Genomic DNA, 22,672 nt, shown 5'->3' with positions numbered 1-22,672 from the left:
ATTCTCAGCCGCAAGTCTATTAACGTTCGATAACGCAGCGCGGTCGTCACTGCCGTCACGAGAGACGGCACCGTGCGCCGTCGCCTAATCCCGCAAGTGCGGCATCGCGAGCAACCAGCACGCGATACCACCGCGCAGAGGGAGCCGGGGAACCACCACTTGGGGTGAATCGGACACGTCCCGCCCATGGACGCGCCCGTAGGAGACCTTCCTGCTCCGAACCCGTCAGCTAACCCGGTAGGCGAGAAGGAAGGAAAGGAGAGCGCCCCGAGTGGCGTCCAAGACGTATGCCCCCGAGCCCTCGTACGACCCGTACTACGAGGTGGACGACCGCGGTTACCGCTCCGGCGACAACTACGGCGGGTACGGCACGCAAACGCTCTCCGAGTCCCCGGCCCCGGCCTACGGCCCGGACCGTGACGACTCCCTCCAGGAGTGGAACCCGACCGAGGACTCCATCCGTCCCGTGCGGGGCCGCCACCGGGTGGCCAAGCAGCGCGGCGGCATGGCCCGCAGCGGAGCGGTGCTCGGCGTCGGCGTGATCGCCGCGGTCGGCGCCGGCGGCATGGCCTCGGCCAGCGACAAGTCGCCCGCCCCCGTCTCGATGCCGGACCTCTCCGTCATGGAGGACCTCCCCGGCGTCGGCAGCCTGGTCTCGGACGACGACGAGGACGCCTCGGACGAGACCGTCCAGGCGGCCTCCCAGGCCCCCCTCAGCTACGCGGCGCTCAGCACCACCGAGGCCGAAGCGGGTCAGACCGACCCGGGCGAGGCGCTGCGCGCCCGCATCCTCGAACAGGCCGCACAGCAGCAGACCGAGGCCGACCGCACCGCCCGCGAGGACGCGGCGGCAGCCGCCGCCCAGAAGGCGGCGGACGAGGCTGCGGCCAAGGTCACCGCCGAGGCGAAGGCGGAGGCGGAGCGCAAGGCCGAGGCCAAGCGCAAGGCGGAGGCGGAGGCCAAGCGCAAGGCGGAGGCCGAGCGGCTCGCCAAGCTCGCCGCCAGCTACACGCTGCCGACCTCCAACTACCAGCTCACCTCCGGGTTCGGCGCCGCGGGCGGCATGTGGCAGAACGACCACACCGGCCAGGACTTCGCCGCACCGACCGGCACCCCGGTCAAGGCGGTCCACAGCGGCACGATCAAGGAAGCGGGCTGGGCCGGCTCGTACGGCTACCGCATCGTGCTGCAGCTGGATGACGGTACGGAGATCTGGTACTGCCACCTCTCCTCCATGCAGGTGTCCGCCGGTGCCGACGTCAGCACGAAGGACGTCATCGGCAACGTCGGCTCCACCGGCAACTCGACGGGCCCGCACCTCCACCTCGAAGTCCTGCCCGGCGGCGGCGACGCGGTCGATCCGCTGGCCTGGCTGCGCGGCAAGGGCCTCAGCGTCTGACGCGTCCGGCGCGCCCGGTACGCCAGGCGCGCCCGGTACGTCCGGTACGTCCGCGGATGGGGTACGTATGGCGCGTCGGCTGCCGCCGCCCCGTCCGGACGCCCCGTCCGGACGCCCCGCGGCACCTGAACCACAGATCACGGCCCGACCCCCCACATCCCGTACAGGGACCGAGCCGCCGCCCCGAACCGACCGGGCGCTGTGCCCCTTTACCTCAGCCCCGGCGAGCAGGAGGGGACGGGGCGGCGGCCCTCGGGGAGGTCCGAGCGGCCCGCCCGCCGGCGCTGCGCCCCACGCCCGGCCGCGCCGCCGCGCTCCCCTCCTCGCGCGTCAACGCCCCGCGCGTGCCCGCGCGGGCACCCCTGCCCCGGCGGCCCTGGTGGACTACCCCCCGACACCAGGGCCGTCGGTCCGCCCGCTCCCGCCGCCTTCCGAGCCCGCCGGTGCGCGCCTCAGCGGCGCGGCTGCCCGTACGCCCGCTCGACCCGCAGCCGTACGACCTGCCGCCGGTCGGCGACCATCGCGGCGCGGTACTCGTCCCAGTCGGGGTGCTCGCCCTGGATCGCGCGGTAGACCTCGATCAGCTCCTCGACGGCCGCGTCGCCTGGCCGGGCCGCGACGGCGGACAGCTCCGCGGTGCCCTCGGCCACCGTCCAGGCCCAGCCGTCCGCGCTGGTCACGTGGTAGCTCGCCCGCGGGTCACGTGCCAGGTTGCGGGTCTTGGCGCGGTCCGCGGTGACGGAGATCCGGAGCAGGCCGGTGGCCGGGTCGTAGGTGTGGTTGACGTTCGAGAGCTGTGGCCGCCCGTCACGCTTCAGGGTGACCAGCACCCCCCGGTCGTACGCGGTGAGCAGCGCGAGCAGTGCGTCCTGCGCCTTTGTATCCGGTGCGGTCACGGTCGTCCTCTCCTGGAAGGCGGGTTGACGCGTCCCACGGTGCCACGGTCCGGCCTCGGCCGGGGGCCTGCGGGGTGTGGGCGGGGCGTACGCGGGCCTGGCCGGGCGGTGCCCGGAGCGCTGCGAGAATATGGGGCATGGACGATTTGAACGAAGAGGTCATCCCCATCCTGCACGTCACGGACGCCGCCGCCGCGGTCCGCTGGTACGGGCGCCTCGGCTTCGGCAAGCGCTGGGAGCACCGTTTCGAGCCCGGGTTCCCCGCCTTCGTGGAGATCGCGCGGGGCCGGGTGCGGCTGTTTTTGTCCGAGCACCGGGAGGACGCGCGGCCGGACACCCTGATCTACCTGCGGGTCCGCGATGTGGAGGCGCTCGCGGCGGAGTTCGGCACGGAGACCCGGACGGCGCCGTGGGCGCGGGAGATCGAGCTGACCGACCCCGACGGCAACCGGCTGCGGATCGGCACCCCGACCGAGTGAGCGCGCGGGGCACGGCAGTTCAGAACTCGGAGTCGCCCCACGCGGTGACCGTCGCCTCGTCGCCCACCGACACCTTGCCGGGCCGCAGCACCGAGAACTTCGCGCCGAACGCGACGCCCCCCTCCGCCGCCCGCCGGTAGTCGGCGAGCGTACGCAGCGGCTCCGGGCCCGCGCGGCTCCCGGACCGCTGCTCCACGGTGGTGACGGCGCAGCGGATGGCGAGCTTCGCGTAGCCGAACTCGGCGCCACCGGCCTCGATCCGGCGTACCCGGTCCTCCGCGTGCGGTTCGGCGTCCTGGTCCGGCCAGCCGTCCACGACGATGTTCGGGCGGAAGCGCGCCATCGGCAGGGGCGCGCAACCACGCGCCGCGAGCCGCTCGTTGAGCAGGGCGAGGCTGGGCAGCGACAGCAGGTGCAGCGCGGAGCTGTCGGCGAAGCCGCTGGTCCCGGGCGTCTGCCCGTCGGTCACCCGGTTGTGCTCCGGCGGCACCCGCACGAGTCTGCTGGGTTCGCCCAGCACCGCCGACAGCCACGCCGCCACGGCGTCGCCCTGGTCGATGCCCTGGTACGGCTTGCGGAACATCTCGACCGCGCGCCGGGGCCCGTCCGCCGCCACCTCGATGCGCAGCGGCTCGGCCTCGGGTGCGCGCAGCGTGAGCCGTTCGCCGCCCGCCTCGGGCTCCGGCCGGATCACGGCCAGCCGGGGGCTGCGGCGCTGGCTGCGAAAGACGCCGTCCTCCGAGATCACCAGGAAGCTGCGGTCGTGCGCGAGCCCCGCCCACGTCACGGCCGCGTCGCGCAGTGCGACTCCGGCGCACCCTTTTACCGGGTAGGAGATCAGCTCCGTAATTCTGGCCACATCCGCAGCCTACGGGCTGGGCCGGTGCGCTTCCGCGCCGCGCTCAGCGGGCGAGGTCGGCGAGCGAGAGCAGCAGGTGCGCCGACTCCGGGTGGCAGTAGTCCGAGTGCGCGCCGACCGGGCTCCACCATCGCCCGCGCCGAAACCGCGAACCCGCCTCGACATTCACGATCCGGTGGTCCAACTCGGCCCGCCGGTACGGGGTTTCCGTGTCGTGCAGCGGCACGACGCCGACATGCTCGGCCGGCCGTACCACCCCCGCGTACCCGATGCCGGGAGTGCCCTCGGCCATCCGGTGCCACAGGCCCGTAGCCCGGTCCGCGCGGGATCGGGTCAACACGATCGGCCCGTTGACCGGGGCGTCGTACAGGAGGCGAGGGAGGCGTTCGGCGAAGATGCCGGGCGAGGCGGCCATCTGGAAGACGAGCAGCGAGTCGACCGCGTACGGGTAGCGCGGGTCGGCGCGCTGCCAGCCGAGCACTCCGGGACGGGAGTCGGCGGCGGCCTGCACCGCCTGGGTCAGGAAGCGCCCGCCGAAGGAGTGCCCGACGCAGTGCAGGTACTGGCCCCCGGCCGTACGCAGCGTCGGCGGGCCGCCGGGCAGGCGCCGCCGTTCGTTGAGGTAGCCCAGCAGCTGGGCGAGCACCTCGGCCGCGCGGCCCTGGGTCGTCATGGCGTGCGCGCGGTCGCGGATGCGGCGGTAGCCGTGCGGCAGCGGGCTGCTCATCGACGGCCAGCGCACCACGACGTAGTGCGCGTCCCAGCGCGGCAGCGCCGGGTACGCGCCGGGGCGGCGCGCGTACTGCGCCTCCACCAGGTCGAACAATCGCTGCGCCGAAGTCAGCGCACGTGAGGGTGTGTTGCGCCAGCCATGGACGAACACCACGATGTCGGTGGCCCCTTCGGGCACCCGCAGCCGGTCGGCGAGGAAGCTGCGTACGGCGGCGGGCGGTACGGGCGCACCCGCCGCGTTGCGGCTGCGCGCGGCGCCTGGGCCACGCGCGGCGTCGGGGTCGAGGAGGTCGCCCGCCTCCGTCAGGTCGAGCACCGTCGGCGACCGCACGGCTTCCGTGCTCAACGGGCCACCCCCGGCTCCTCGTCGGGCGACCACAGGTGGACGTCGACGCCCCGGTGCAGCGAGAAGATCAGTCCGAGCGGGTTCCCGTGCTCCCGCGCGAAGTCCCGTGCCAGCGACTGCGTGATGTCCCCGATCCGGCCGCCTTTGTCCAGGAACGCGGTGAAGAAGCGGGCGGTGTACTCGCGGGCGAAGTCCCGGGGCAGGTCGATCTGCGGACCCACCAGGCAGCGGGCGCCCATGTCCAGCAACTGCCGTCCGAAGGACGGATAGAAGTCGGACCCCAGCTGACCGCCCTGGCACGCGGCGACGAACACCACCGGCCGCTGCGGCAGCTTCTCCACCGGCCGCCAGCCCGCCAGGTCGGACACGTGGATCTTCTCGTCGTCACCCAGCACGAAGTACGGCTGCCCGGGGCCGCGCGCCGACGTGGCGACCTCGGCGTGGCAGCCGAAGTAGCTGATGTGGTCGGCGAATTCGGGACTGCTGAGCGCCCGCGCCAGCTCCACCTTCCGCTCCCGTACCTGCACGCGCGAACGCCGGTCGCAGCCCTGGAAGATGCCGGGCAGCGCGCCGACGAACTCCGTACGCGGATACTCCTCGTCCACCCGGCCGTCCACGTTCAGCCCGACCGCCACCTCCCCGTCCGGCAGCGCGATCCGGCTCTCGAAGCCGGGCATCCGGGAGAAGTTGTGCTCCACGACGTGCTGGTACCCCCAGAAGCCCTCCAGTGACCAGGGGTCCTCGGCCGGGTCCTCGGCCAGATCCCGCAACAGGTCGTCGGCGGCGTCCGGCGGCGTGTAGAGCATGCCCCAGGGCACGTACAGGTCGTCCGACTCCATCGTCAGCACGCACGGACCCCCGCGCAGCGCCTCCGTGAGCTGGGCGGTGATCTCCTGCAGCGCCGCGTCCGGCCCGTGGAAGAGCAGGGAGAAGAGGCTGTGCCCGGCCCGCGCCAGACCCAGCCACACCTCTCGGCGCGCCTCCTGCGGGAGGCGCGCGCTCGTACGCCAGTCGTCCACGTACGGATGGCAGGTGCGGCCCGACTCCGGGTCGGCCCGCTGGTATTCGATCAGCGTGCGCTGCCATTCCGCGCGCAGCGCGGCGATACCGCCCCGCAGCTTGCCGGCCTCGGCGGCCAGCCGCGCCTGGTACCCGCCGCCGCCCGTCTCCTCGAAGGCGGGGCCCCACGCCTGGACGGTGTAGTAGCGCTCGTCCCGGTCCCGGACGAAGCGCAGGTGCGCCGTCCGCGAGCGGTTGTACGAAGGTCCCCGGGCCCGGCGCATCCCCTGTGCGGGGTCGTGCGTGACGACGTGCGGCAGCAGCTGGTTCATGCGCGCGGCCCCTGCGGCCCGAACAGGGCGAGCTGCCAAGGCGATGGGGCGAGGACCTCCAGCTCGGAGCGCACCTCCAGCAGCAGTTCGCTGTCCGCCTCCCGGTAGACACGGAAGAGGAGCCCGAGGCGCCCCGCCTCGGCGGGCACCACGTCGAAGGGCACGGGCTCCGTCGTCCCGTCCCGTCTCAGCTCCACCAGCCGCGTCACCGGCCAACTGGCCGCCTGTGAACCGGCGTCGAGCAGCACCCGCAGCTTCACCGTCTCCGGCAGCGGCGGCTCGGGAAGACCGCGGGTGCTCCGCGCGTCGCGGCTGGCGGCAGCCGTCAGCGCGAAGGCGACCGGTACCGGCTCGCCGACCCGGGCCGAGGCGGTGCCGAGCCGCTCGATGCGCGGCTCGCTGAGCGGCGGCGGCACGGTGGTGTGCGCGCGGGTGAACGGCAGGCCCGGATCGGGGGAGTACGGCTCCTGGAGGTAGTTGGTCTGCACGATATTCGCCGTGCCCACCGCGAAGGCCGCCCCGCCCCTCATGGTGACGAAGTGGATCGGCCGCACCGTAGGCCGGGACACGGATGTCGTTCGCGACGTCGACGTCAAAGACACGGACTCGGACACGGGGCCTCTCAGCAGCCCTGCCCAGGTGTCCGCGCGGTCGTCGAGCGTCAACGGAGGGGCCGCACCCGTGTCCACGAACTCGGAGCCCGGAACGTCCACCTGGGGGGTCGGGTGCCTGGTGCCGAGCGACCGTTCGCTGAACGGCCCACCCTCCCCTCGCGTGAGTGGACGACGCCTCTCGCCCGGGTCCTTCAGGCGGATGACACCCCACGCGGGATCGATGATGTCGGCCAGCCGCCGCAGCAAGGTCGGCACCGCGCGGACGCCCAGCGCGTGCGCGAGCGAGACCGCGCGGCCCCACTCCCGCGTCGCCCGCACCGCCTCGCCTGCTTCGTACGCCGCGTCGCCCGCCTCGACGGCCCGGTCCAGTTCGGCTCGCAGCTCCTCGGTGGACCCGCCGTGCTCGGGGCGCGGTGCGGCGCGCTGCTCGCCGAGTACGTCCTCCAGTACGTCCGTCAGGTCCTCGCACATGTCCTCCGTGGAGGCGTAGCGCTCGTCGTATGCCGCGGTGGCCCGGTCGAGGACTTGGTGCAGCGCGCGCCCGGCGGGGGTGTGCCGCACCGCGCCGTCCGACCGCTCCGCCGCTTCGACCAGGGCGCGCAGCGTCGTCCCCACCGTGTGGATGTCGGAGCGCACGGACAGCCCGCGCTCGTGGATCTCGGCCTCCGCCACCTGGTAGTGCGGAGTGCCGACGGCGGGGGAGTGCTGATCGTCGATCCGCCGCAGTGCTCCCAGGTCGATCAGCGTGATGTGCCCGTTCCGCAGGATGACGTTGCCGGGCTTCAGGTCGCAGTAGAGCAGGCCCAGCCGGTGCAGATGACCCAGCACCTCCAGCAGTTGGGTGCCGTACGCGAGCGCCTGCTCGATCAGCAGAGGCGGGCCCCCGGCACGTGCGGAGCGCATCAGCTGGCTCAGCGTGGGTCCGGCGACGTACTCCATTACGATGTACGACGACTCGCGCCGCCCGTAAGGCCGTTGGTGGGTGACGAGGTCCTGGATGCGGACGATGTGCGGATGCCGGACGAGCGACATGAACTCGCGTTCCGGCGCCATGGCCCGGCCCGACGCGCCCTCCTGGGCGGTCTCGTCCGCCAACTCCTTGAGTACCACCAGCCGTTGGGCGGGTCCGCTCTCCGCAGCACTGGCATCCGTCGCCGTGCCGCCGCCCGCGCTCCCCTCCTCCGGACTGTCGTCGGCGGCCAGGTGGAGCCAGCCCCTCCCGCCCCGCGCCAGCGGGCCGATGACCCGGTAGCGGCGGCCGAGCAGTTCGCCCCGGGGCATCGGCGGGGTGGGCAGTTCGTGAGGCGGCGTTGCGCGCCGAACGGGCCTCGCACTGCTCAACGCTCCGGCCAGTCCATGCCTCAACACCAGGTAGTCGGGGAGTAACTGAACACCCATCACCATCGACGCGGCGCGCACGTCCGGCCCGACGCCCGGTGCGCCCGGCCCGCGCGCCAGAGCCCGCTGCTCGGTCTCGACGATCATGCCGAGCACGCGATCCGGAGCCTGCGGATTGACGATCGCGGAACCCGGCACCAGCGGCACCGAGGGCGAGGGCACCCACTCGTCCCGGCGCAGGGCCACCCGGACACCGTCGGGCCGGAACCCCTCGACCCGCCACTGCGTGACGACCGGCTCCTCGCGCGGGCGGGAGGAAGCGGCGAACCCGTACACCAGGGCACCCGGCCGCAGCTCCTCCGGCCTTCCCCACGTGACCGGGCGCGCTCCGGTCAGCGACTGCGCGAGGCGTAGCAGCGCACCGAAGCCCGAGCCTCCGGACGGGCCTCGGCCCGCCCGCACCATCGCGGACTCCACGGTGGCGCCCACGGGCGCGGCGCCCGTCAGACCGGGGACATCGACAAGGCACTCCCGGGTACCGCCCGCCCCCTCGGCACCCGGGAGGACATGCGCGGACGTCAGCACGTAGAGCGGTGACACCAGGATGCCCGAGCCGAGCACCGAACCGTCGGGCGCGCTCACCCGAACCGTCGACACCGCACGCGGCGTAACCGACGCCCCCCGCTCCCGCCCGGATTCACCCTCCATACAGGCCCATGCTACGACGCCCCACCGCCCGACGGCAGGACACGAGCAGGTCCGGATGCGGCCTGCTGGGCATCGGGCGCCACCATGCCCGCGGCTTCGGGGCGTTCGTGCTCAGCCCCGCACGCCTGCCACGAAGCATCGCCATGCCCGAGGCGTGAACCGCAACACGGGACCGGCGGGGTCCTTGCTGTCCCGCACGGCCACCACGCGATCAGGGGTGGCTATCTCTATGCAGTTGCCCCCGGAACCGTTGCTGTAGCTGCTCTTGCGCCAAGGGAGCTGAGTGGGTTCGGTCATGAAGTCAGTCCTCGCATCGCATCTCTGCCGCCCACAAGTGTGGCGCAGGACCCACTCCTGCACGATGACCCAGAGGTCGGGAGGCAAGGCGGGCTTGAGCAGTTCCTGCCGCTCCATACGGACCGCGATCATTCGCTCGGTGTCATCAGACGAGGGTGCCGACGAGGCGACGTGCAGCTCCCGTGCGTATGCCTCGGCCTGGAGCAGCCCTGGGACGAAATCGCACTTGTGGGTACGCAGGGCCCACGACTGGTGGCGCTCCACAGCCTCGACGCCACCTCCCGCACGCACGGGGCTAGTGACCGGCACTCCTGCTGGAGTCCTGAGGTTGTGGTGCGCCTCAGGGCAGGCGGGCCACGTGCTATCCCGTCACCTGACTTGTGACGATCTGTGCCAGGAACTCTTGCCACGCCTCCGGCGTAAACCGCAATACCGGCCCACCAGCACGTCTGCTGTCTCGTACGGCGGTGCACCCCGGCACGATCGCGGCCTCCACGCATTCGGTTGTGCTTGCCCCGCTGTGTGACGACTTGAACCAGGCGTCGTCAGAGATGGGTGTTTCCGCAGCGCGCATCACAACTCCTCACAGACACGTTCGATGAAGGCCGACGACGCGGCCATATCCAAGGCTTGAGCCCGAAGGTACTCGAACGCAAGTCGGTATCGCGCAAGCTCCTCGTCCTTCTCCATGAAGAGCGAGCCCACATGGATATCGACGTACACGACGTCCAGGGAGGGTTCCGCGCCGCCGAGGACCACGAAGCTGCCCATGGCCGCCGAGTGAGCACCCTTCGCGAACGGAAGCACCTGGAGGGTGATGTCAGCAGAGTGGTTCGCTCTCGTCAGGTGATCCAACTGCTCCTTCATGATGCTGCGGGAGCCGACGACCCGACGGATCACGGACTCATCGAGGATCGCCCAGAGGTGAGGCGGCTTGGCTCTGCCGAGGATCTCCTGGCGTTTCATCCGGATGTCGACCAGGCGGTCGACTTCACCTGGAGGAAGCCGCATCTCGGAGGCGTGCTGCACAGCCTCTGTGTACCGGCGCGTCTGGAGCAGCCCCGGTACGTAGAGGCAGGCGAAGTGGTCCTCCCGCACTGCTTCGTCCTCAAGAGTGAGCAGCAGGTTCATGTCCTCAGGAATCGAGTCGGCGAAGGAGTCCCACCAACCCTGCTGCCGGGCGTCTTTGGCCAGACGGACGAGGGCTCCTCGTTCAGCGTCGCTCACTCCATACTCGCGGCAAAGGGCATCCACCACGAGCCACTTCACCGGGCCTGCCTGAGTCTCGTAGCGACTGACCGTTGCTTTGGAGACGCCGACCCGGGTGCCGGCCTCCTCCAGCGTCATGCCCGTGCGGGCGCGCAGCTTCCGCAGCATCGCGCCGAGCTGTCGGCGCCGGGTCGTTGCCCTCGGTGGCATGACTGTCCCTCACTGAAGATCATCTATGTGGATATTGCCAGCGCAGGCTATTGCTGGACAGAGATTCGCTACCACTTGATTCACTCGAACGAGTCTATGAGAAGTTACACAGGGATACTTCTCAATGCCATACTTCCTGTCACAGGCCACGTGGTTAAGCCGGGCAGGAACGGCAGATGCAGCGCTGACGTGGCACGGGAAGGGGCGCAGCCATGCATGGTGATGACATCGCCGGTCCTGGCCTTCGATGGGCAATGCCATTCGAAGCAAAAAGTTCGGAATTTCATTCGATTCGCCGTGAGGTGCGGGATCAACTCAGGGTCTGGGGGCTGCCCGAACTGGTTGGTGATGCGCAGTTGGCCGTGAGTGAGCTGGCTGCCAACGTCGTTGAACACGTAGGTGAAGGAGCACAGGCGTCGCTCGTCCTCGCGACCGGGGTCGGCTGTCTTCGAGTGGAGGTTCACGACACAAGCCATGATGTTCCGGTTCTGGGGCAGCCTGCCCTGGGTGACGAGCACGGCCGCGGGCTGCTGCTCCTCGAAGCACTGGGGCTCGGCTGGGGGACGCTGCTCACTGCGGCCGGGAAGGCAGTCTGGTGCGAGCTTCCGTTGCAGGCTGACCGGAACTGGCGGCGGAAACAGCGCGCGATGGGGGCGCTGGAAAGCTACTGCCTTGCTTCAGGTGGTCCGGCGCCCTCGCAGACCCGTAGTCTCCCGGTGCTCGAAACCCAGGCCACCGGCCTCGTCGCCGACCTGCTCCACTGGCTGGCGGCACAGGGCCGAGACCCCGACGAGGTGCTGGCAAACGCCCAACTGCGATTCGACGCCGAGGCATCCTGATGCTGTGGAGCAACGGGCAGCGCCGGGCGGGGCAAGCACTACACGGGTGCGCCGCGCCACGCTGGCGTCGGTCTGCACACTGCCACCCACTCACACACGCCTCAGCGCACCTCCTGTATCAGCGCGCGCAGTTCGACTGGAGTGCGCCAGGGCTCTGCGGAGCTGCTACTTCTGTGGCACATCCGATGACAGTTCGCGCAGAGCAGCGCAAGGTCCTTGAGGGACGTCCGGACCTCACCGGAAACATGCAGCGGAAGCACGTGGTGCACCTCTATGTAGCCATGTCCGAGGCTGCCGTAGAACGTATGGAAGTTGAAGTCACAGACCTCGCAGGCCAGGGCCCCTTTCGCTGTCAGCACGGTTTCGATCTTCCGCTGTCGGAGCCCCGGATTCCGCTCGCGCTGCTGGTGGAGGCGAGCGAGGAGGTGCCCCTCCGGCGCCGTGAGCCGGCCGTGTTCGCTGCCGTCGTCCAGGTCTGGCGGCAGCAGTGTTCCGCTCTGCACAGTGGCCCGTATCCGGTCTGCGGAGGCCTGCATCTCAGCAGGACGTGCGAGGAAGGCGGTCACCACAAGCGGGTCGAGCCTGCCGCCACGCGTCCGCCCGCCTTTGTAGGACGGATGTGCCGTTGCCAGGTCGGTAGTCTTCCGGCTGACGCTCCCCGCAGAGCGGAACTGGGCCGCGCGGACCTCGGCGGCATGGAAGGCCGGCAGTTGCAGCAGCGCGGAGAGGTCGCGCACGGCCGGGTCCCCTTCGCGCAGCTCTTTCCACCCGTTTCTCGCAACAAGGGCACATGCGAGGACGAGCTCATCCCACTCCCAGGCCGGATTCTTCATGGGCAATATCGTATGGGTGTTCGTTCGGCGTGGGGGAGGCCGACGCTGGTGGAGCTTGCGGCGTGGCACACACTGAGGGAGGCGCGTTGTCAGTGGGACATGTCACCCTCTGTGAAGAGCAGTTGCAATGAGTGTCCGTGGGAAGTTCAGAAGGAGGGTGCATGAATCGGACGGGGCGGCCGTTCACCTCAGTGGAGATCTGCGCCGGAGCTGGCGGGCAGGCTGTTGGGCTGCACAAGGCGGGTTTCCAGCACCTGGGCCTGATTGAGATCGATGACAACGCATGCGACACGCTGCGCTTGAACGTGACCAGCCGGAAGGGCTGGGGTGACTGCCAGGTGCTCCAGGAAGACCTCACCCGGCTCCAGCCCGAAGAGCTGGCGAAGCGTCTTGGGCTGGAGGAAGGCGATCTGGACCTGCTGGCCGGGGGTGTTCCCTGCCCGCCGTTCTCTGCGGCGGGCAAGCAGCTTGGGCAGGATGACGATCGTGACCTCTTCCCTTGCATGCTTGACCTGGTCGATTACCTCAAGCCCAGCGCGGTAATGATCGAGAACGTCCGGGGGCTGCTGGAGCCACGGCATAAATTCCGTGACTACCGCGAGAATTTCATCAAACGACGATTGCGCGATGCCGGGTACGTGATCCGTGGCTGGAAGGTCGTAGAAGCGTGCGACTACGGCGTCCCGCAGTTGCGGCCACGTTCGATCCTGATTGCCTTGAGGCTTGATTATGCCGGTCATTTTGAATGGCCGGAGCCGGGGAAGGCGGATCGTGTCAGCGTTGCCACGGCTCTCGCGCCTTCCATGCGCAAGAGGTTCGGCACTTCGCCGGAAGGGCGTGCGGCCTACAAGCGCTGGTATGCAATGGCCAGTAAAGGCGTTGCCCCGACGCTGGTGGGAGGATCGAAAAAGCACGGCGGTGCAGACCTGGGGCCGACGCGCGCGAAACAAGCCTGGCGTCAACTGGGCGTGGACGCCATGGGTGTCGCGAACAATCCGGAAGAAATGGTGGACGCCGGGCGCGACCTATACAGCGCCGATCCTGACGGAAACTTGATCGGTCCTAAGCTGACGGTAGCCCAGGCGGCGATCATCCAGGGTTTTCCGAAGACCTGGAAGTTCTCGGGGCGTAAGACGGCAGCATACCGGCAGGTGGGCAATGCGTTTCCGCCGCCGGTGGCGCAGGCGATCGGGGAGAGGATCTATGCTGCGCTGGTAGCAGGGGCCGAAAGGCCGTGCTTTGAGGCGGCAGAGCTGGATGAAGACGGGAACGAAGTGCTCTTCGCCGACATTCCTCAGCAGTCAGGAACCAGTACGACGGATCTGGCGGACCGTATCGGCGATGCTGCGAGCGCAGTCGTCGGGTGACTCGTGCTCCCAGAATCGGAGAACGGTCCAGCCGGCCTCGCTGAGGGCCCGGTTGGTGTCCTGGTCTCGCGCTATGTTGCGGGCTACCTTGCCAGACCAGTAGCCGACGTTGGTCTTGGGCGGCACGTAGTGCTCAGGACACCCGTGCCAGTAGCACCCGTCGATGAACACTGCCACCTTCGCGGGACGGAAGACCATGTCCGCCGTCCTGCGAAGGTCAGGCAGTGGCCGTGCCGCCACCCGGTACCGGAGCCCTTGCGCATGGACAATTCTGCGGATTAGCCATTCAGGCCGCGTGTCCCGGCTTCGAATTGCTTGCATGTTCCGACGACGGGAATCCGAGGATGCCCACGACCCTTCTGGACGGTCCCATGTGCTGCTCATGAAGGACTCGTAAAATCCCTTCTCTCCTTCTCCCGTCGGCTGATTTCCGTTCTGATGGGGCCGTCGGGCCATGGTTCCCAACGCTCGACTCGGTACCAGGAGAGGGAACGTCTTGTCTTTGGGTCAGTAGTCTTCCGCGCTGTGATCACCCAGCCAAGATTGCGGATCTCGCGGAGCCGTCTTTGCCAGTCATCCTGGTATTGTTGCATTGAGGCAACTACCTTTATCAACTCCGAAGGCACCCAATCGCCATGGAACGCTTTGAGGAGTTCACCGATCCGCTTGTGCGGATCATCGTACGTGGCAGACTCCTTGATCTGCTGCGCGTACTGATCGTAGGTGGCAAAGAATGCCTGCTTACCTGAGTTGCACTCCTCGCAGAGCGGCTGCAGATTATCGACATCATCTGTGCCGCCCCAGTCGTGTGGCAACTTGTGATCGACTACCAAGGCGACATGGTGGTCAAGTGGAGACCTCCCGCACTGAGCGCACCGCTGGGGTGCGAGAACTTGGGCCCGGACCCGGCTGCTCAGTTTCCCACGGGATTGTTTTCCACGCACTTTTGACCGGCCGCATAGCAAGTAGCGATGATTCTTCCCGGAGCGAACTGTTTTGACAGCGAAATGAACTCTAAGCTCGCGTAGGCGACGATCGGTCTGTGCTAGCGGCCCTCCTGTCACCTCTTCGACTCGGGCTCGGATCTCGTTCATCGTTGGGGGAGCATTCCGACGCTGGTGTAGAAACTCGTAGATCACTCGGTGCGACGCGTCGGGGAGGAGACTCAGCAGTTCCGGTGTCCCTGGCTCAGGCAGGGGCGTTTCCGCTTCCTCACCCGCTGCCGGTTCGCCGTTTTGTTTCATGTCAAAGCCTCCCTGCTGCCGCGCCTTCCGGCAGTAACTGTCAGGACAGACATATCCTGCTTTGCTCGGTCAGTGAACTGATGACGGACCCGGAACGGTACCCTGGTCAGCCCAGTTCGAGGGTGGTGACCGCGTACAGGGCGGTGTGGTCGGGGTCGGGGGTGGGGCCGGTGTACATGCGGGCGGCCTCGAAGGTCGGGGTGAGGCCGAGTTGGGTCAGCAGGTGGGCGGCGCGGGGGTTGAGGTCCGGGGCGTCGATGGTCAGCGGGGTGGCCGGGGCGGTGGCGGCCAGGGTGGTGATCAGGGTGGCGGCGACGTCGGGGGAGGCGGCGTAGAGGGGGCCGAGGCGGGAGGATGTGCGGGCGGGGCGCAGGACGGCGAAGCCGTGGAGTTCGCCGTCCTGGAGGGCGGCCAGGGCGGTGTGCCCGGGCGTGGTGATCCAGGAGGCGAGGAAGTTGTCGCGGGGTGCGGGGAAGAAGCGCCGGTCGTAGGCGGCGAGTTGGGCGAACGGTACCGTGCGGGCGTCGACGAGGGTCAGGCCGGCGGGTGGCGTGGGGGCGGTGGCGGCGGGGGTGCCCTCGTAGCGGATGTTGTTCCAGGCGTGCCGGAAGCCGGAGCGTCGGTAGTTGACCTGCTGGGCCACCACTCCGTCCAGGCCGACGGTGCGGGCGTGCAGGTGCGCCATGCCCGCGCGCCACAGCTGGCTGCCGTAGCCCTGGCCGCGAAGCGCTGGGCGGGTGAGGTAGAGGCCGAGGAACCCGAAGTCGGTGCCGTAGCGCACGACGGAGATGCAGGCGATGGGCTCGCCGTCGAGGCGTCCGACGAGGAAGCCGTGCGGGTCGGCCGCGAAGAAGACGCGCTGGTCGGCGTCGCCCGGATTCCAGCCCTCGGCCGCGGCCCACTCCGCGATGAGGCGGAGGTCCTCGGCGCTCGCGACGCTGATGTCGAATGCGGTCACTGGTCGCTCTCCCACGGAACGAAGGCCAATATGGCAGGACTTGAACCCGCAATCTACCCCTCTGCGGACCCCGTACGCCGAACCCCTGCCGCGGACCGGAGCACGGTAGTCTGGCCGGAGCGTCGCGTGCCGGTGGCAGGCCGTGTCAGGCATGGAGGCGCCGTATCGAAGGAGGTCGACGATGAGTTCGTCGCACCCTTCGTTCTCGCGTGACTGAGCGCGAGACGACCAGGCTCGTCGCCTGGAGCCAGGAACTGCGTCAGGTGCACCACCGGCTGCGCGAGGCGCTGGAGGTGACCCGCGTCTCCCTCGCCGCAGGTACCGCCGGTGAGGCGGCCACCCGTGAGCTGCTGCTGTACTGCCACGGCTTCTGTGCCGCCCTCGACGGCCATCATCGGGGTGAGGACCGCACCTTGTTCCCGGCCATCGCCGCAGCGTATCCCTCGCTGCGCCCGGTGCTGCGCTCGCTGGAGCAGGACCACTCGATGATCGGCAGTCTCCTGGCCGGTCTGCGTGCCGCGGTGGACCGGGCGGCGGAACCGGCGGAGTTGGACGCCCACTTCGAGGGCATCGCCGCCCTGATGGAGAGCCACTTCCGCTACGAGGAGCGGCAACTGCTCGGCGTGCTGGAGACGCTGGACCTGGACGCGTCGCCCGCGGAGGTGCTGGGCCCGTTGTGAACACAGAACGCGCCCCCGGTCCAACTTTCTCTGGACGGGGGCGCGTTCGGCGTCGGAGCCGGGGCGAGGTCAGTGGCGGGTGGCGGCCGGGGTCCTGCGGCGCGGCAGGGTCCAGGCGCGGGGCCCCAGCAGGGCGAGTGCGGCCGGGAGGAGGACGCCCCGTACGAGGGTCGCGTCGATGAGGATGGCCACGCCCATGCCCACGCCCATCATCTTGTACTCGATCGCGGACAGCGTCATGAAGACGGAGAAGGCCGCCGTCATGATGACCGCCGCGCTGGTGACGACTCCGGCACTGCTGGAGATGCCGCCGACGATCGAGTCGGTCACGCTCCCGCCGGTCAGGCGGCGTTCGCGGATGCGGCTCAGGATGAAGATGTGGTAGTCCATGCTCAGCCCGAAGAGGATCACGAACATGAACAGCGGCAGCCAGCTGACCACGCCGCCATACGAGGTGAAGCCGAGCACCGATTCGAGGTGCCCGTCCTGGAAGACCCAGGTCAGCACCCCGTAAGCCGCGCCGACCGACAGCAGGTTGAGCGCGATGGAGACCAGCGGGACGGCCAGCGAGCGGAAGGTGGCCAGGAGCAGGACGAAGGCGAGCACGAGGACGAAGGCGAAGACGTACGGCGTGCGGTCGTTCACCTGCTCGGCGAAGTCGTGCGGCAGCGCGGTGCGTCCGGTGACCGCGTACGTGACCCCGTCGAGCTTCCCCACGGTGGCGGGCAGCACATCCTCGCGCAGGTGCGTGAGGGCCCGTACGGAGGCGGGGTCGGTGCCCGGGCCGGCCAGCGGTACGCGGATCTCGGTCAGGCCGCCGGTGCCGGGCGTGACGGTGATCGGCTCGTGCAGCAGGTCCTTGCCGCTCGCCGCGTCGGCGCGCAGACCGGCCACGGCCTGGCGCAGCTGGGCCGGGTCGGCGTCGCCGCGCACCACGACCCGGGCCGGGGCGGGGGAGCCGGGGAACGCCTCCTGCATGCGGACCGCCGCGTCCACCGTCGCTGAGGCGTCGCGCGGCAGGCTCTCGGTCACGGCCGCGTCCTGGAGCCGGATGTCCAGCGCGGGGGCCGCCGCGATCAGCAGGGCGAGGGTGGCGAGCCCGCCGGTCAGCAGCGGTCGGCGGACGGCCACCCGCGCGATGGCGCCCCACCGGCGGGAGGCGGTGGCCTCGGCGCGCCGCCTGCCGAGCCAGGGGATGCGGCTGCGGACGACCCGGTCGCCGAGGGTGGCCAGCATCGCGGGCAGTGCGGTCACCGAGCCGAGCAGCGCCAGGCCGACGACCAGGACGGTGCCGACGGTGAGGCCCTGGAGCTGGTCCACGCCGGTGAGCCAGAGCCCGCACACGCACACCATCACCGTCACGCCGGCCACCAGCACGGCGCGCCCGGAGGTGCGGGCGGTGATGCGCAGCGCCTCGTCCATGCCGCGTCCGGCGGCGCGTTCCTCGCGCACGCGGCGCAGCGAGAAGAGCGAGTAGTCGATTCCCACCGCCACGCCGATCAGCAGCACCATGGAGGAGGCGGCGCTGTTGAACGCGACCAGCGGGGCGAGGAGTTGCAGCAGTCCGAAGGCCCCTGCCACGGAGGTCGCGGCGAGCAGCAGGGGAATTCCGGCGGCGAGTACGGAGCCGAAGACGACCAGCAGGATCAGCAGCGTGAGCGGCAGGGACAGGTACTCGGCGCGCTGGAAATCGTCCTTGATGCCCTCCTCCACGACGCCGGAGAGGCTCGCGTCGCCCGCTTGTGCCAGCCGCGTTTCCGGATGGCGTTCCCGCACCGCGGCCAGGGCCTCGCCGATGGCCTCCTCATGCGCCGCGAACCGCTCGCCGACGCCGGTGATGTCGAAGGTGACGAGCGCGGAGCGGCCGTCCTGCGACAGGTGGCGGCGGCCCTCCGCGCCGTCGCTCAGCGGGGAGCCGACGCGGGCCGCGCCCGTGGCCGCGGGGCCGTCGCGCAGGGCGGCGACGAGATCGGCGGTCGCGGCGCGTACGTCGGGGTCGTCGGCGAAGCGGGGGCCACCCCCGTCCCGGGACTGGATCAGGATGTTCTCGCGGGTGGTGTTCTGGGCCCCCGCGTCCCGCACCATCGCGCCCGCACGACCCGCCTCACCCGGGTCGACGGTGTCGGCGGGGACGCCGCCGAGAGAGCTGCCGAGGACGGTGAGCGCGATCAGCGCGAACCATCCGGTCAGCGTGAGCGCACGGTGCCGTACGGACCAGGCGGCCAGGGCTTCGAAGATTCCGTTGCGCCGGTCGGCGGCAGCGGCGGGGGGTGGGGCGATGGGGCCGGGTGAGGTGACGGTGCCGGGTGAGGTGACGGTGCCGGGCGACGGATCGGCCGGCTTGCTTTCGCGCAGCATGAGCTGCTCTCCTTCGGGTGGAGGAGCGTTCCTGTGGATGCTCGCCCGCGGGCGAGGTGGTGCGTCTTCCGTTACCTGGGCCGCCGAGTTGCCGCTCGGCGGCCCAGGGTCTGATCAGAGCCGGTCCGTGGCCGGCTGCCGTGGGGCGGTGGCTATTCGACGTCCTTGAGGATGCGTTCCTGCGCGCTCATCCGGCGTTGCAACTCGGTCAGCTGTGTGCCCAGTTCGGCGAGCCGGAGTTCGGTGTTCTGCTGGGTGCTCAGGGCGGCCTCGGCGAGCTTCTTGTACGAGTCGTCGCGGGCCAGCACAGCCTTGGCCCGCAGGCTCTTGGCCACCTGCGAAATGGTCACCGTCACGACGGTGATGAGCAGTGCGAACATCCCGATGACACCGATGATCTCCTGCCACTCGTGTTCGTTCATTCTCCGGTTCCCTTCTCCTCGGTGGGTGTGGCGGATTCCGGCAGGTGCAGCGTCTCCACGGCGGTTCGGATGCCGTCCGGCGTGAGGTGGACCGCGAACGGGTGCACCTCGTAGAACTTCATCGCTTTCCCGTCCTCCGAAAGCTCCAGCTGCGACGACACCAGGCCCACCGCCTCCAGGCGCTTGAGGTGGACCTGGAGCAGGGCGCGGCTGATGTCCAGCTCGCGGGCCAGTCTGCTCACGTAGTTCCGTCCGCCCGCGAGGGCGGCGACGACGCGCAGGCGGTGCGGGTTGGAGAGCGTCGCGAGTACGCGCACCAGGGCGTCACCCGTGGGTGCGGGGTTCTTCATGGCCAAATCCTGCACATGCAAAAGAACTTTAGCAGGTGCTGTGCTGGGTTGGCGTGAGCGGTCCGGGGTGTGCGCCCGGCGGTGACCGCGGAGGGCGCATGGGGGCGTGCGAGGCGTGCGGCCATAGGGGGGCGCGCGGCATATACCGGGAACATCTCCGCTTGCCCCCGGCAAGCCGGGGCGTGCGGGGGGTGGGGGACCGCCGGATCGGCGTCCCCCGCGGGTGCGTCGCTCAGTGCGGCAGCGGTGGCAGGGGCTCCGCGCGCCGGCGGAAGAGGAGGTCACGCACGCGGTGCCCGTGCTTCAGCCCCTGCCCCTCGAAACGCGTGAGCGGCCGGAAGCCCGGGCGCGGGGCGAAGCCGTCACCGTCTTCGGGCGTGGAGGTCCCGGTGTCCGGCTGGGTGTTCTCGTACGCGGGGTGGGCGCGCAGCAGGTCGAGCATGCGCTCGGCGTACGGCTCCCAGTCCGTCGCGAGGTGCACCAGCGCGCCCGGTGCGAGCGCGTTGGCGGCCAGGTCCAGGAACTCCGGCTGTACGATCCGCCGCTTCTGGTGCCGTGTCTTGGGCCAGGGGTCCGGGAAGTAGACACGCAGTCCGGAGAGTGAGCCGGGCGCGAGCATCTCGCGCAGCAGGATCACCGCGTCGCCGTTGGCCACCCGGATGTTGGACAGCCCGTCCCGCTCCGCGAGACGCAGCAGGTTTCCCTGGCCCGGGGTGTGCACGTCGGTGGCGAGAATGCCCGTGCCGGGGTCGTCGGCGGCCATCCGCGCGGTCGCCTCGCCCATGCCGAAGCCGACCTCCAGGACGATCGGCGCGTCCGGCGGGAGAGGCGCGAACAGGGCGGGCAGGTCGAGGCGGGCGAGCCCGTCGACATCCAGCCCGTAGGACGGCCACAGGCGCTCCAGCGCACCGCGCTGACCACGGGTGACGCGGCTGCGGCGGGGCTGGAAGCTGCGGATGCGGCGCTCGTGGTGCGCGCCCGCCGGGTCGGCGGCGGGGCCCGCGCCGGGCGCGAACATGCGGGCGCCGGGCGGCGCGGCGGGCGGGTCGGGACGTTTCTCGGACACAGTGCCGCCGATTCTACGGGCGGGCGCGCGGAGCCCGGGGCGGGGCGGGGCGCACGGCGGCGGGGCCGAAGCGCCCGTTCCCGCGCGGAGGGCCGCCGCCGCCCGCTACCGTCGTGGACAGGTGCGTCGTCGCGGATGACCGGCTGGGGGGCGGATGACCGACGAGGGGGAGGCCGCCGGAGCCGACCGGCTCGGCGCGCTGGCCGCTCTCTACACCGCGGAGCGGCAGGAGGGCGCGATGCTCGTCACCGCCCGGCTCGCGCTGCTGGCCCTCCAGCTGACGTATCTGAGCCTGGCCGCCGTCGCCCTCGGCACCGAATCCGCCGATGTCGGTCCGTGGGTCGCCGCCTCCAGCCCGCTCCCGCTGTGGTTCCTGCACGCCTACCACGTGGTCCTGGTGGCGCTCAGCAACGCCCGGCTCGCGTCCACGATCGCCGTCGAGGACGCGCTCTACGCGCGGAGTGGACTGCCCGCGGCCCACCGCGCCCGGATCGGTACGTACGCCGGGCGCGAGGTGGTCGACGTCACCCGGCAGTCGGGCGCGCTGTGGTTCCAGATGGCGGTGAGCTACGGCGGTCTCGGGCTGGCCCTGCTCGCCTTCTCCGGTTTCGGGCTGTCGGTGGCGGCGGACGGCGCGGGGTGGGTCTCGCCGCCGGTGCTGGTGTCGGCGGGCGTCCAGGCGTTCCTGCTCGGCGCGGCCGTGCTGGGGTGGCTCCGCGTCGTCCGGGACGTGGAGTGAGGTGCCGGGACGCGGCGCGCCGGGAAGCAGCGGCGAAGGAAGCGCGGCAGGCCGACGACGGGCGTGCGGCGCCGCGCGGGCGGGTGGTCAGGCGGGGGCCAGCGTACGCAGCGCACGCCGCGCGATCTCGCGGCCGATCGGCAGCGAGGCCGTCGCGGCGGGAGAGGGCGCGTTGAGCACGTGCACGGTGTGCGCGGCCTCGGCGAGCAGGAAGTCGTCGGCGAGGCCGCCGTCCGGCAGCACCGCCTGGGCGCGCACCCCCGCCGGTGCCGGGCGCAGGTCGGCGGCGGTCACCTCGGGCAGCAGCCTGCGCACCGCCGCCGCGAAGGCCCGGCGGGAGAGCGAACGGCGCAGCTCCCCCGCGCCGTACCGCCAGTGGCGCTGGGCCAGCCGCCACGTGCCCCCGTACGCCAGCGTCCCGGCCAGCTCGCGCGGGCGCACGGCGCCCCAGTCGTACCCCTCGCGGGCGAGAGCTGGCACGGCGTTCGGTCCGACGTGGACGGTGCCGTCGATCCCGCGCGTGAGGTGCACGCCCAGGAAGGGGAAGGCCGGGTCGGGCACCGGGTAGACCAGGCCGCGCACCAGACCGGCGCGGTCCGGCGCCAGCTCGTGGTACTCACCGCGGAACGGCACGATCCGCATGCCCGGTTCGTCCCCCGCCAGCCGCGCCAGGCGGTCGCTGTACAGCCCCGCGCAGTTGACCAGCGCGCGGGCACGCAGCACGCTGCCGTCGCTCGTACGGACGGCGACTCCGCGGCCGGGGCGGCGGTCGACGGCGATGACCTCGGCCCCGCAGCGCACCGCGGCGCCCGCCTCCGCGGCCAGCCGGGCCAGCGTCGCCGCGACGGCGCCGTAGTCGCAGATGCCGGTGCTCCCGACGTGGATCGCGGCGAGACCGCGGACGTGCGGCTCGTGCTCGGTGATCTGGGCGGGGCCCAGCTCCCGCACGGGGATGCCGTTCTCCCGGCCGCGCTGGGCGAGGGCGTGCAGCCGGGGCAGCTCGGCGCGCTCGGCGGCGACGATCAGCTTTCCGGTCAGCTCGTGCGCAACGCCGTGCTCCACGCAGAACTTGACCGTCTCGGCCGCCCCCTGCGCGGCGAAGCGGGCCTTCAGCGAGCCGGGGCGGTAGTAGATACCGCTGTGGATCACGCCGCTGTTCCGCCCGGTCTGGTGGCGGGCGGTGCTGGGCTCCTTCTCCAGGACGAGCACCCGGGTGCCGGGCGCGGCCCGCGTCAGCGCGTAGGCCGTCGAGAGGCCGACGATGCCGCCGCCGACCACCAGCACGTCGCAGTCGTACGCCCGGGCAGGCGGCTGGGCCGGGGCCGGGGCGGCGGAGGATGCCGTGGACTCGCTGAACACGTCCCCCATCATGGCCGCCGCCACTGACAGTCCGCACCG

At 70.8% G+C, this 22,672-nt stretch carries 23 protein-coding genes and 1 riboswitch; of the genes, 6 read left to right on the top strand and 17 right to left on the bottom strand.

What is annotated here, in order from left to right:
- Positions 1-110: 110 nt before the first annotated feature.
- A riboswitch (cyclic di-AMP (ydaO/yuaA leader) is annotated at positions 111-258 on the top strand.
- A gap of 13 nt (positions 259-271) precedes the next feature.
- Complete coding sequence (locus tag H299_RS0122570) at positions 272-1,399, top strand: peptidoglycan DD-metalloendopeptidase family protein (protein WP_027750255.1); 1,128 nt, start codon at positions 272-274, stop codon at positions 1,397-1,399.
- 452 nt (positions 1,400-1,851) lie between these two features.
- Here the strand turns inward: H299_RS0122570 and H299_RS0122565 are convergent, their stop codons facing one another.
- Complete coding sequence (locus tag H299_RS0122565) at positions 1,852-2,295, bottom strand: PPOX class F420-dependent oxidoreductase (protein WP_027750254.1); 444 nt, start codon at positions 2,293-2,295, stop codon at positions 1,852-1,854.
- Between the two features lie 146 nt (positions 2,296-2,441).
- Between H299_RS0122565 and H299_RS0122560 the strand changes: the two genes are divergently transcribed.
- Positions 2,442-2,774, top strand: a complete 333-nt coding sequence (locus H299_RS0122560) for a glyoxalase superfamily protein (RefSeq protein ID WP_027750253.1) — start codon at positions 2,442-2,444, stop codon at positions 2,772-2,774.
- Positions 2,775-2,793: 19 nt separating this feature from the next.
- On the opposite strand, the gene H299_RS0122555 is transcribed toward H299_RS0122560, so the two are convergent.
- The 7 genes from H299_RS0122555 to H299_RS0122530 form a co-directional block, all read right to left on the bottom strand.
- Entirely contained in the window at positions 2,794-3,633 is an 840-nt protein-coding gene (locus H299_RS0122555; protein ID WP_027750252.1) for an MOSC N-terminal beta barrel domain-containing protein, read from the bottom strand.
- A gap of 43 nt (positions 3,634-3,676) precedes the next feature.
- Positions 3,677-4,711: an alpha/beta hydrolase family protein gene (locus H299_RS0122550; RefSeq protein ID WP_078512951.1), complete on the bottom strand. Its 1,035-nt coding sequence runs from the start codon at positions 4,709-4,711 to the stop codon at positions 3,677-3,679.
- Entirely contained in the window at positions 4,708-6,042 is a 1,335-nt protein-coding gene (locus H299_RS39705; protein WP_027750250.1) for a CHAT domain-containing protein, read from the bottom strand. The genes H299_RS0122550 and H299_RS39705 overlap by 4 nt, the downstream gene beginning before the upstream one ends.
- Positions 6,039-8,636 carry a protein kinase domain-containing protein gene (locus H299_RS37700; RefSeq protein WP_027750249.1) on the bottom strand — a complete coding sequence of 866 codons (2,598 nt, stop codon included), beginning with the start codon at positions 8,634-8,636 and terminating at the stop codon, positions 6,039-6,041. Before H299_RS37700 ends, H299_RS39705 begins: the two co-directional genes overlap by 4 nt.
- A 177-nt stretch (positions 8,637-8,813) precedes the next feature.
- Entirely contained in the window at positions 8,814-9,263 is a 450-nt protein-coding gene (locus H299_RS40580) for a Scr1 family TA system antitoxin-like transcriptional regulator (RefSeq protein WP_486587377.1), read from the bottom strand.
- Between the two features lie 97 nt (positions 9,264-9,360).
- A complete protein-coding gene (locus H299_RS38560) occupies positions 9,361-9,573 on the bottom strand; it encodes a DUF397 domain-containing protein (protein WP_078512950.1) in 213 nt (70 codons plus the stop codon).
- Entirely contained in the window at positions 9,573-10,418 is an 846-nt protein-coding gene (locus tag H299_RS0122530; RefSeq protein ID WP_027750247.1) for a Scr1 family TA system antitoxin-like transcriptional regulator, read from the bottom strand. The genes H299_RS38560 and H299_RS0122530 overlap by 1 nt, the downstream gene beginning before the upstream one ends.
- Positions 10,419-10,630: 212 nt before the next feature.
- Here H299_RS0122530 and H299_RS0122525 point away from each other — a divergent pair, with 212 nt between their 5' ends.
- Positions 10,631-11,257, top strand: coding sequence for an ATP-binding protein (locus H299_RS0122525; protein WP_027750246.1), 627 nt, complete (start codon positions 10,631-10,633; stop codon positions 11,255-11,257).
- Positions 11,258-11,358: 101 nt separating this feature from the next.
- Here H299_RS0122525 and H299_RS0122520 read toward each other — a convergent pair whose 3' ends face one another.
- On the bottom strand, positions 11,359-12,090 hold the full coding sequence (locus H299_RS0122520) for an HNH endonuclease (protein ID WP_027750245.1): 732 nt from the start codon (positions 12,088-12,090) through the stop codon (positions 11,359-11,361).
- Positions 12,091-12,251: 161 nt separating this feature from the next.
- Here H299_RS0122520 and H299_RS0122515 point away from each other — a divergent pair, with 161 nt between their 5' ends.
- Positions 12,252-13,457 carry a DNA (cytosine-5-)-methyltransferase gene (locus tag H299_RS0122515; protein ID WP_027750244.1) on the top strand — a complete coding sequence of 402 codons (1,206 nt, stop codon included), beginning with the start codon at positions 12,252-12,254 and terminating at the stop codon, positions 13,455-13,457.
- Here the strand turns inward: H299_RS0122515 and H299_RS38555 are convergent.
- The 3 genes from H299_RS38555 to H299_RS0122510 form a co-directional block, all read right to left on the bottom strand.
- Positions 13,392-13,841 carry a very short patch repair endonuclease gene (locus H299_RS38555; RefSeq protein ID WP_078512949.1) on the bottom strand — a complete coding sequence of 150 codons (450 nt, stop codon included), beginning with the start codon at positions 13,839-13,841 and terminating at the stop codon, positions 13,392-13,394. The genes H299_RS0122515 and H299_RS38555 overlap by 66 nt on opposite strands.
- Positions 13,838-14,551 (bottom strand): HNH endonuclease, encoded by a 714-nt coding sequence (locus H299_RS38550; protein WP_486587378.1) that lies wholly within the window; start codon positions 14,549-14,551, stop codon positions 13,838-13,840. Before H299_RS38550 ends, H299_RS38555 begins: the two co-directional genes overlap by 4 nt.
- A gap of 256 nt (positions 14,552-14,807) precedes the next feature.
- Entirely contained in the window at positions 14,808-15,659 is an 852-nt protein-coding gene (locus tag H299_RS0122510; protein ID WP_027750243.1) for a GNAT family N-acetyltransferase, read from the bottom strand.
- A gap of 209 nt (positions 15,660-15,868) precedes the next feature.
- On the opposite strand from H299_RS0122510, the gene H299_RS0122505 reads away from it, so the two are divergent.
- Positions 15,869-16,339: a hemerythrin domain-containing protein gene (locus H299_RS0122505; protein WP_027750242.1), complete on the top strand. Its 471-nt coding sequence runs from the start codon at positions 15,869-15,871 to the stop codon at positions 16,337-16,339.
- A gap of 69 nt (positions 16,340-16,408) precedes the next feature.
- Here H299_RS0122505 and H299_RS0122500 read toward each other — a convergent pair whose 3' ends face one another.
- The 4 genes from H299_RS0122500 to trmB form a co-directional block, all read right to left on the bottom strand.
- Complete coding sequence (locus H299_RS0122500) at positions 16,409-18,697, bottom strand: MMPL family transporter (RefSeq protein ID WP_078512946.1); 2,289 nt, start codon at positions 18,695-18,697, stop codon at positions 16,409-16,411.
- Positions 18,698-18,849: 152 nt separating this feature from the next.
- A complete protein-coding gene (locus tag H299_RS0122495) occupies positions 18,850-19,119 on the bottom strand; it encodes a hypothetical protein (RefSeq protein WP_027750240.1) in 270 nt (89 codons plus the stop codon).
- A complete protein-coding gene (locus tag H299_RS35645) occupies positions 19,116-19,469 on the bottom strand; it encodes an ArsR family transcriptional regulator (RefSeq protein WP_037760094.1) in 354 nt (117 codons plus the stop codon). The genes H299_RS0122495 and H299_RS35645 overlap by 4 nt, the downstream gene beginning before the upstream one ends.
- A gap of 232 nt (positions 19,470-19,701) precedes the next feature.
- Complete coding sequence (trmB, locus tag H299_RS35640) at positions 19,702-20,535, bottom strand: tRNA (guanosine(46)-N7)-methyltransferase TrmB (RefSeq protein WP_486587376.1); 834 nt, start codon at positions 20,533-20,535, stop codon at positions 19,702-19,704.
- 154 nt (positions 20,536-20,689) lie between these two features.
- Between trmB and H299_RS0122480 the strand changes: the two genes are divergently transcribed.
- Positions 20,690-21,274 (top strand): hypothetical protein, encoded by a 585-nt coding sequence (locus H299_RS0122480; protein ID WP_027750239.1) that lies wholly within the window; start codon positions 20,690-20,692, stop codon positions 21,272-21,274.
- Positions 21,275-21,361: 87 nt separating this feature from the next.
- On the opposite strand, the gene lhgO is transcribed toward H299_RS0122480, so the two are convergent.
- Positions 21,362-22,642 (bottom strand): L-2-hydroxyglutarate oxidase, encoded by a 1,281-nt coding sequence (lhgO, locus tag H299_RS0122475; RefSeq protein WP_027750238.1) that lies wholly within the window; start codon positions 22,640-22,642, stop codon positions 21,362-21,364.
- Positions 22,643-22,672 lie beyond the last annotated feature (30 nt).

The organism is Streptomyces sp. CNH287 (assembly GCF_000424825.1).
The sequence above is the reverse complement of the archived record's forward strand: the minus strand, read 5'-3'. Positions and strand labels throughout refer to the sequence as shown.

Excerpts from the sequence above, each read along its gene's own strand:
- H299_RS39705 (WP_027750250.1), bottom strand. The coding sequence starts at position 6,042 with ATGAACCAGCTGCTGCCGCACGTCGTCACGCACGACCCCGCACAGGGG.
- H299_RS38560 (WP_078512950.1), bottom strand. The coding sequence starts at position 9,573 with ATGCGCGCTGCGGAAACACCCATCTCTGACGACGCCTGGTTCAAGTCG.
- H299_RS0122530 (WP_027750247.1), bottom strand. The coding sequence starts at position 10,418 with ATGCCACCGAGGGCAACGACCCGGCGCCGACAGCTCGGCGCGATGCTG.
- H299_RS0122525 (WP_027750246.1), top strand. The coding sequence starts at position 10,631 with ATGCATGGTGATGACATCGCCGGTCCTGGCCTTCGATGGGCAATGCCA.
- H299_RS0122520 (WP_027750245.1), bottom strand. The coding sequence starts at position 12,090 with ATGAAGAATCCGGCCTGGGAGTGGGATGAGCTCGTCCTCGCATGTGCC.
- H299_RS0122515 (WP_027750244.1), top strand. The coding sequence starts at position 12,252 with ATGAATCGGACGGGGCGGCCGTTCACCTCAGTGGAGATCTGCGCCGGA.
- H299_RS38555 (WP_078512949.1), bottom strand. The coding sequence starts at position 13,841 with ATGAGCAGCACATGGGACCGTCCAGAAGGGTCGTGGGCATCCTCGGAT.
- H299_RS38550 (WP_486587378.1), bottom strand. The coding sequence starts at position 14,551 with ATGAACGAGATCCGAGCCCGAGTCGAAGAGGTGACAGGAGGGCCGCTA.
- H299_RS0122500 (WP_078512946.1), bottom strand. The coding sequence starts at position 18,697 with ATGCTGCGCGAAAGCAAGCCGGCCGATCCGTCGCCCGGCACCGTCACC.
- H299_RS0122495 (WP_027750240.1), bottom strand. The coding sequence starts at position 19,119 with ATGAACGAACACGAGTGGCAGGAGATCATCGGTGTCATCGGGATGTTC.
- H299_RS35645 (WP_037760094.1), bottom strand. The coding sequence starts at position 19,469 with ATGAAGAACCCCGCACCCACGGGTGACGCCCTGGTGCGCGTACTCGCG.
- H299_RS0122480 (WP_027750239.1), top strand. The coding sequence starts at position 20,690 with ATGACCGACGAGGGGGAGGCCGCCGGAGCCGACCGGCTCGGCGCGCTG.
- lhgO (WP_027750238.1), bottom strand. The coding sequence starts at position 22,642 with ATGGGGGACGTGTTCAGCGAGTCCACGGCATCCTCCGCCGCCCCGGCC.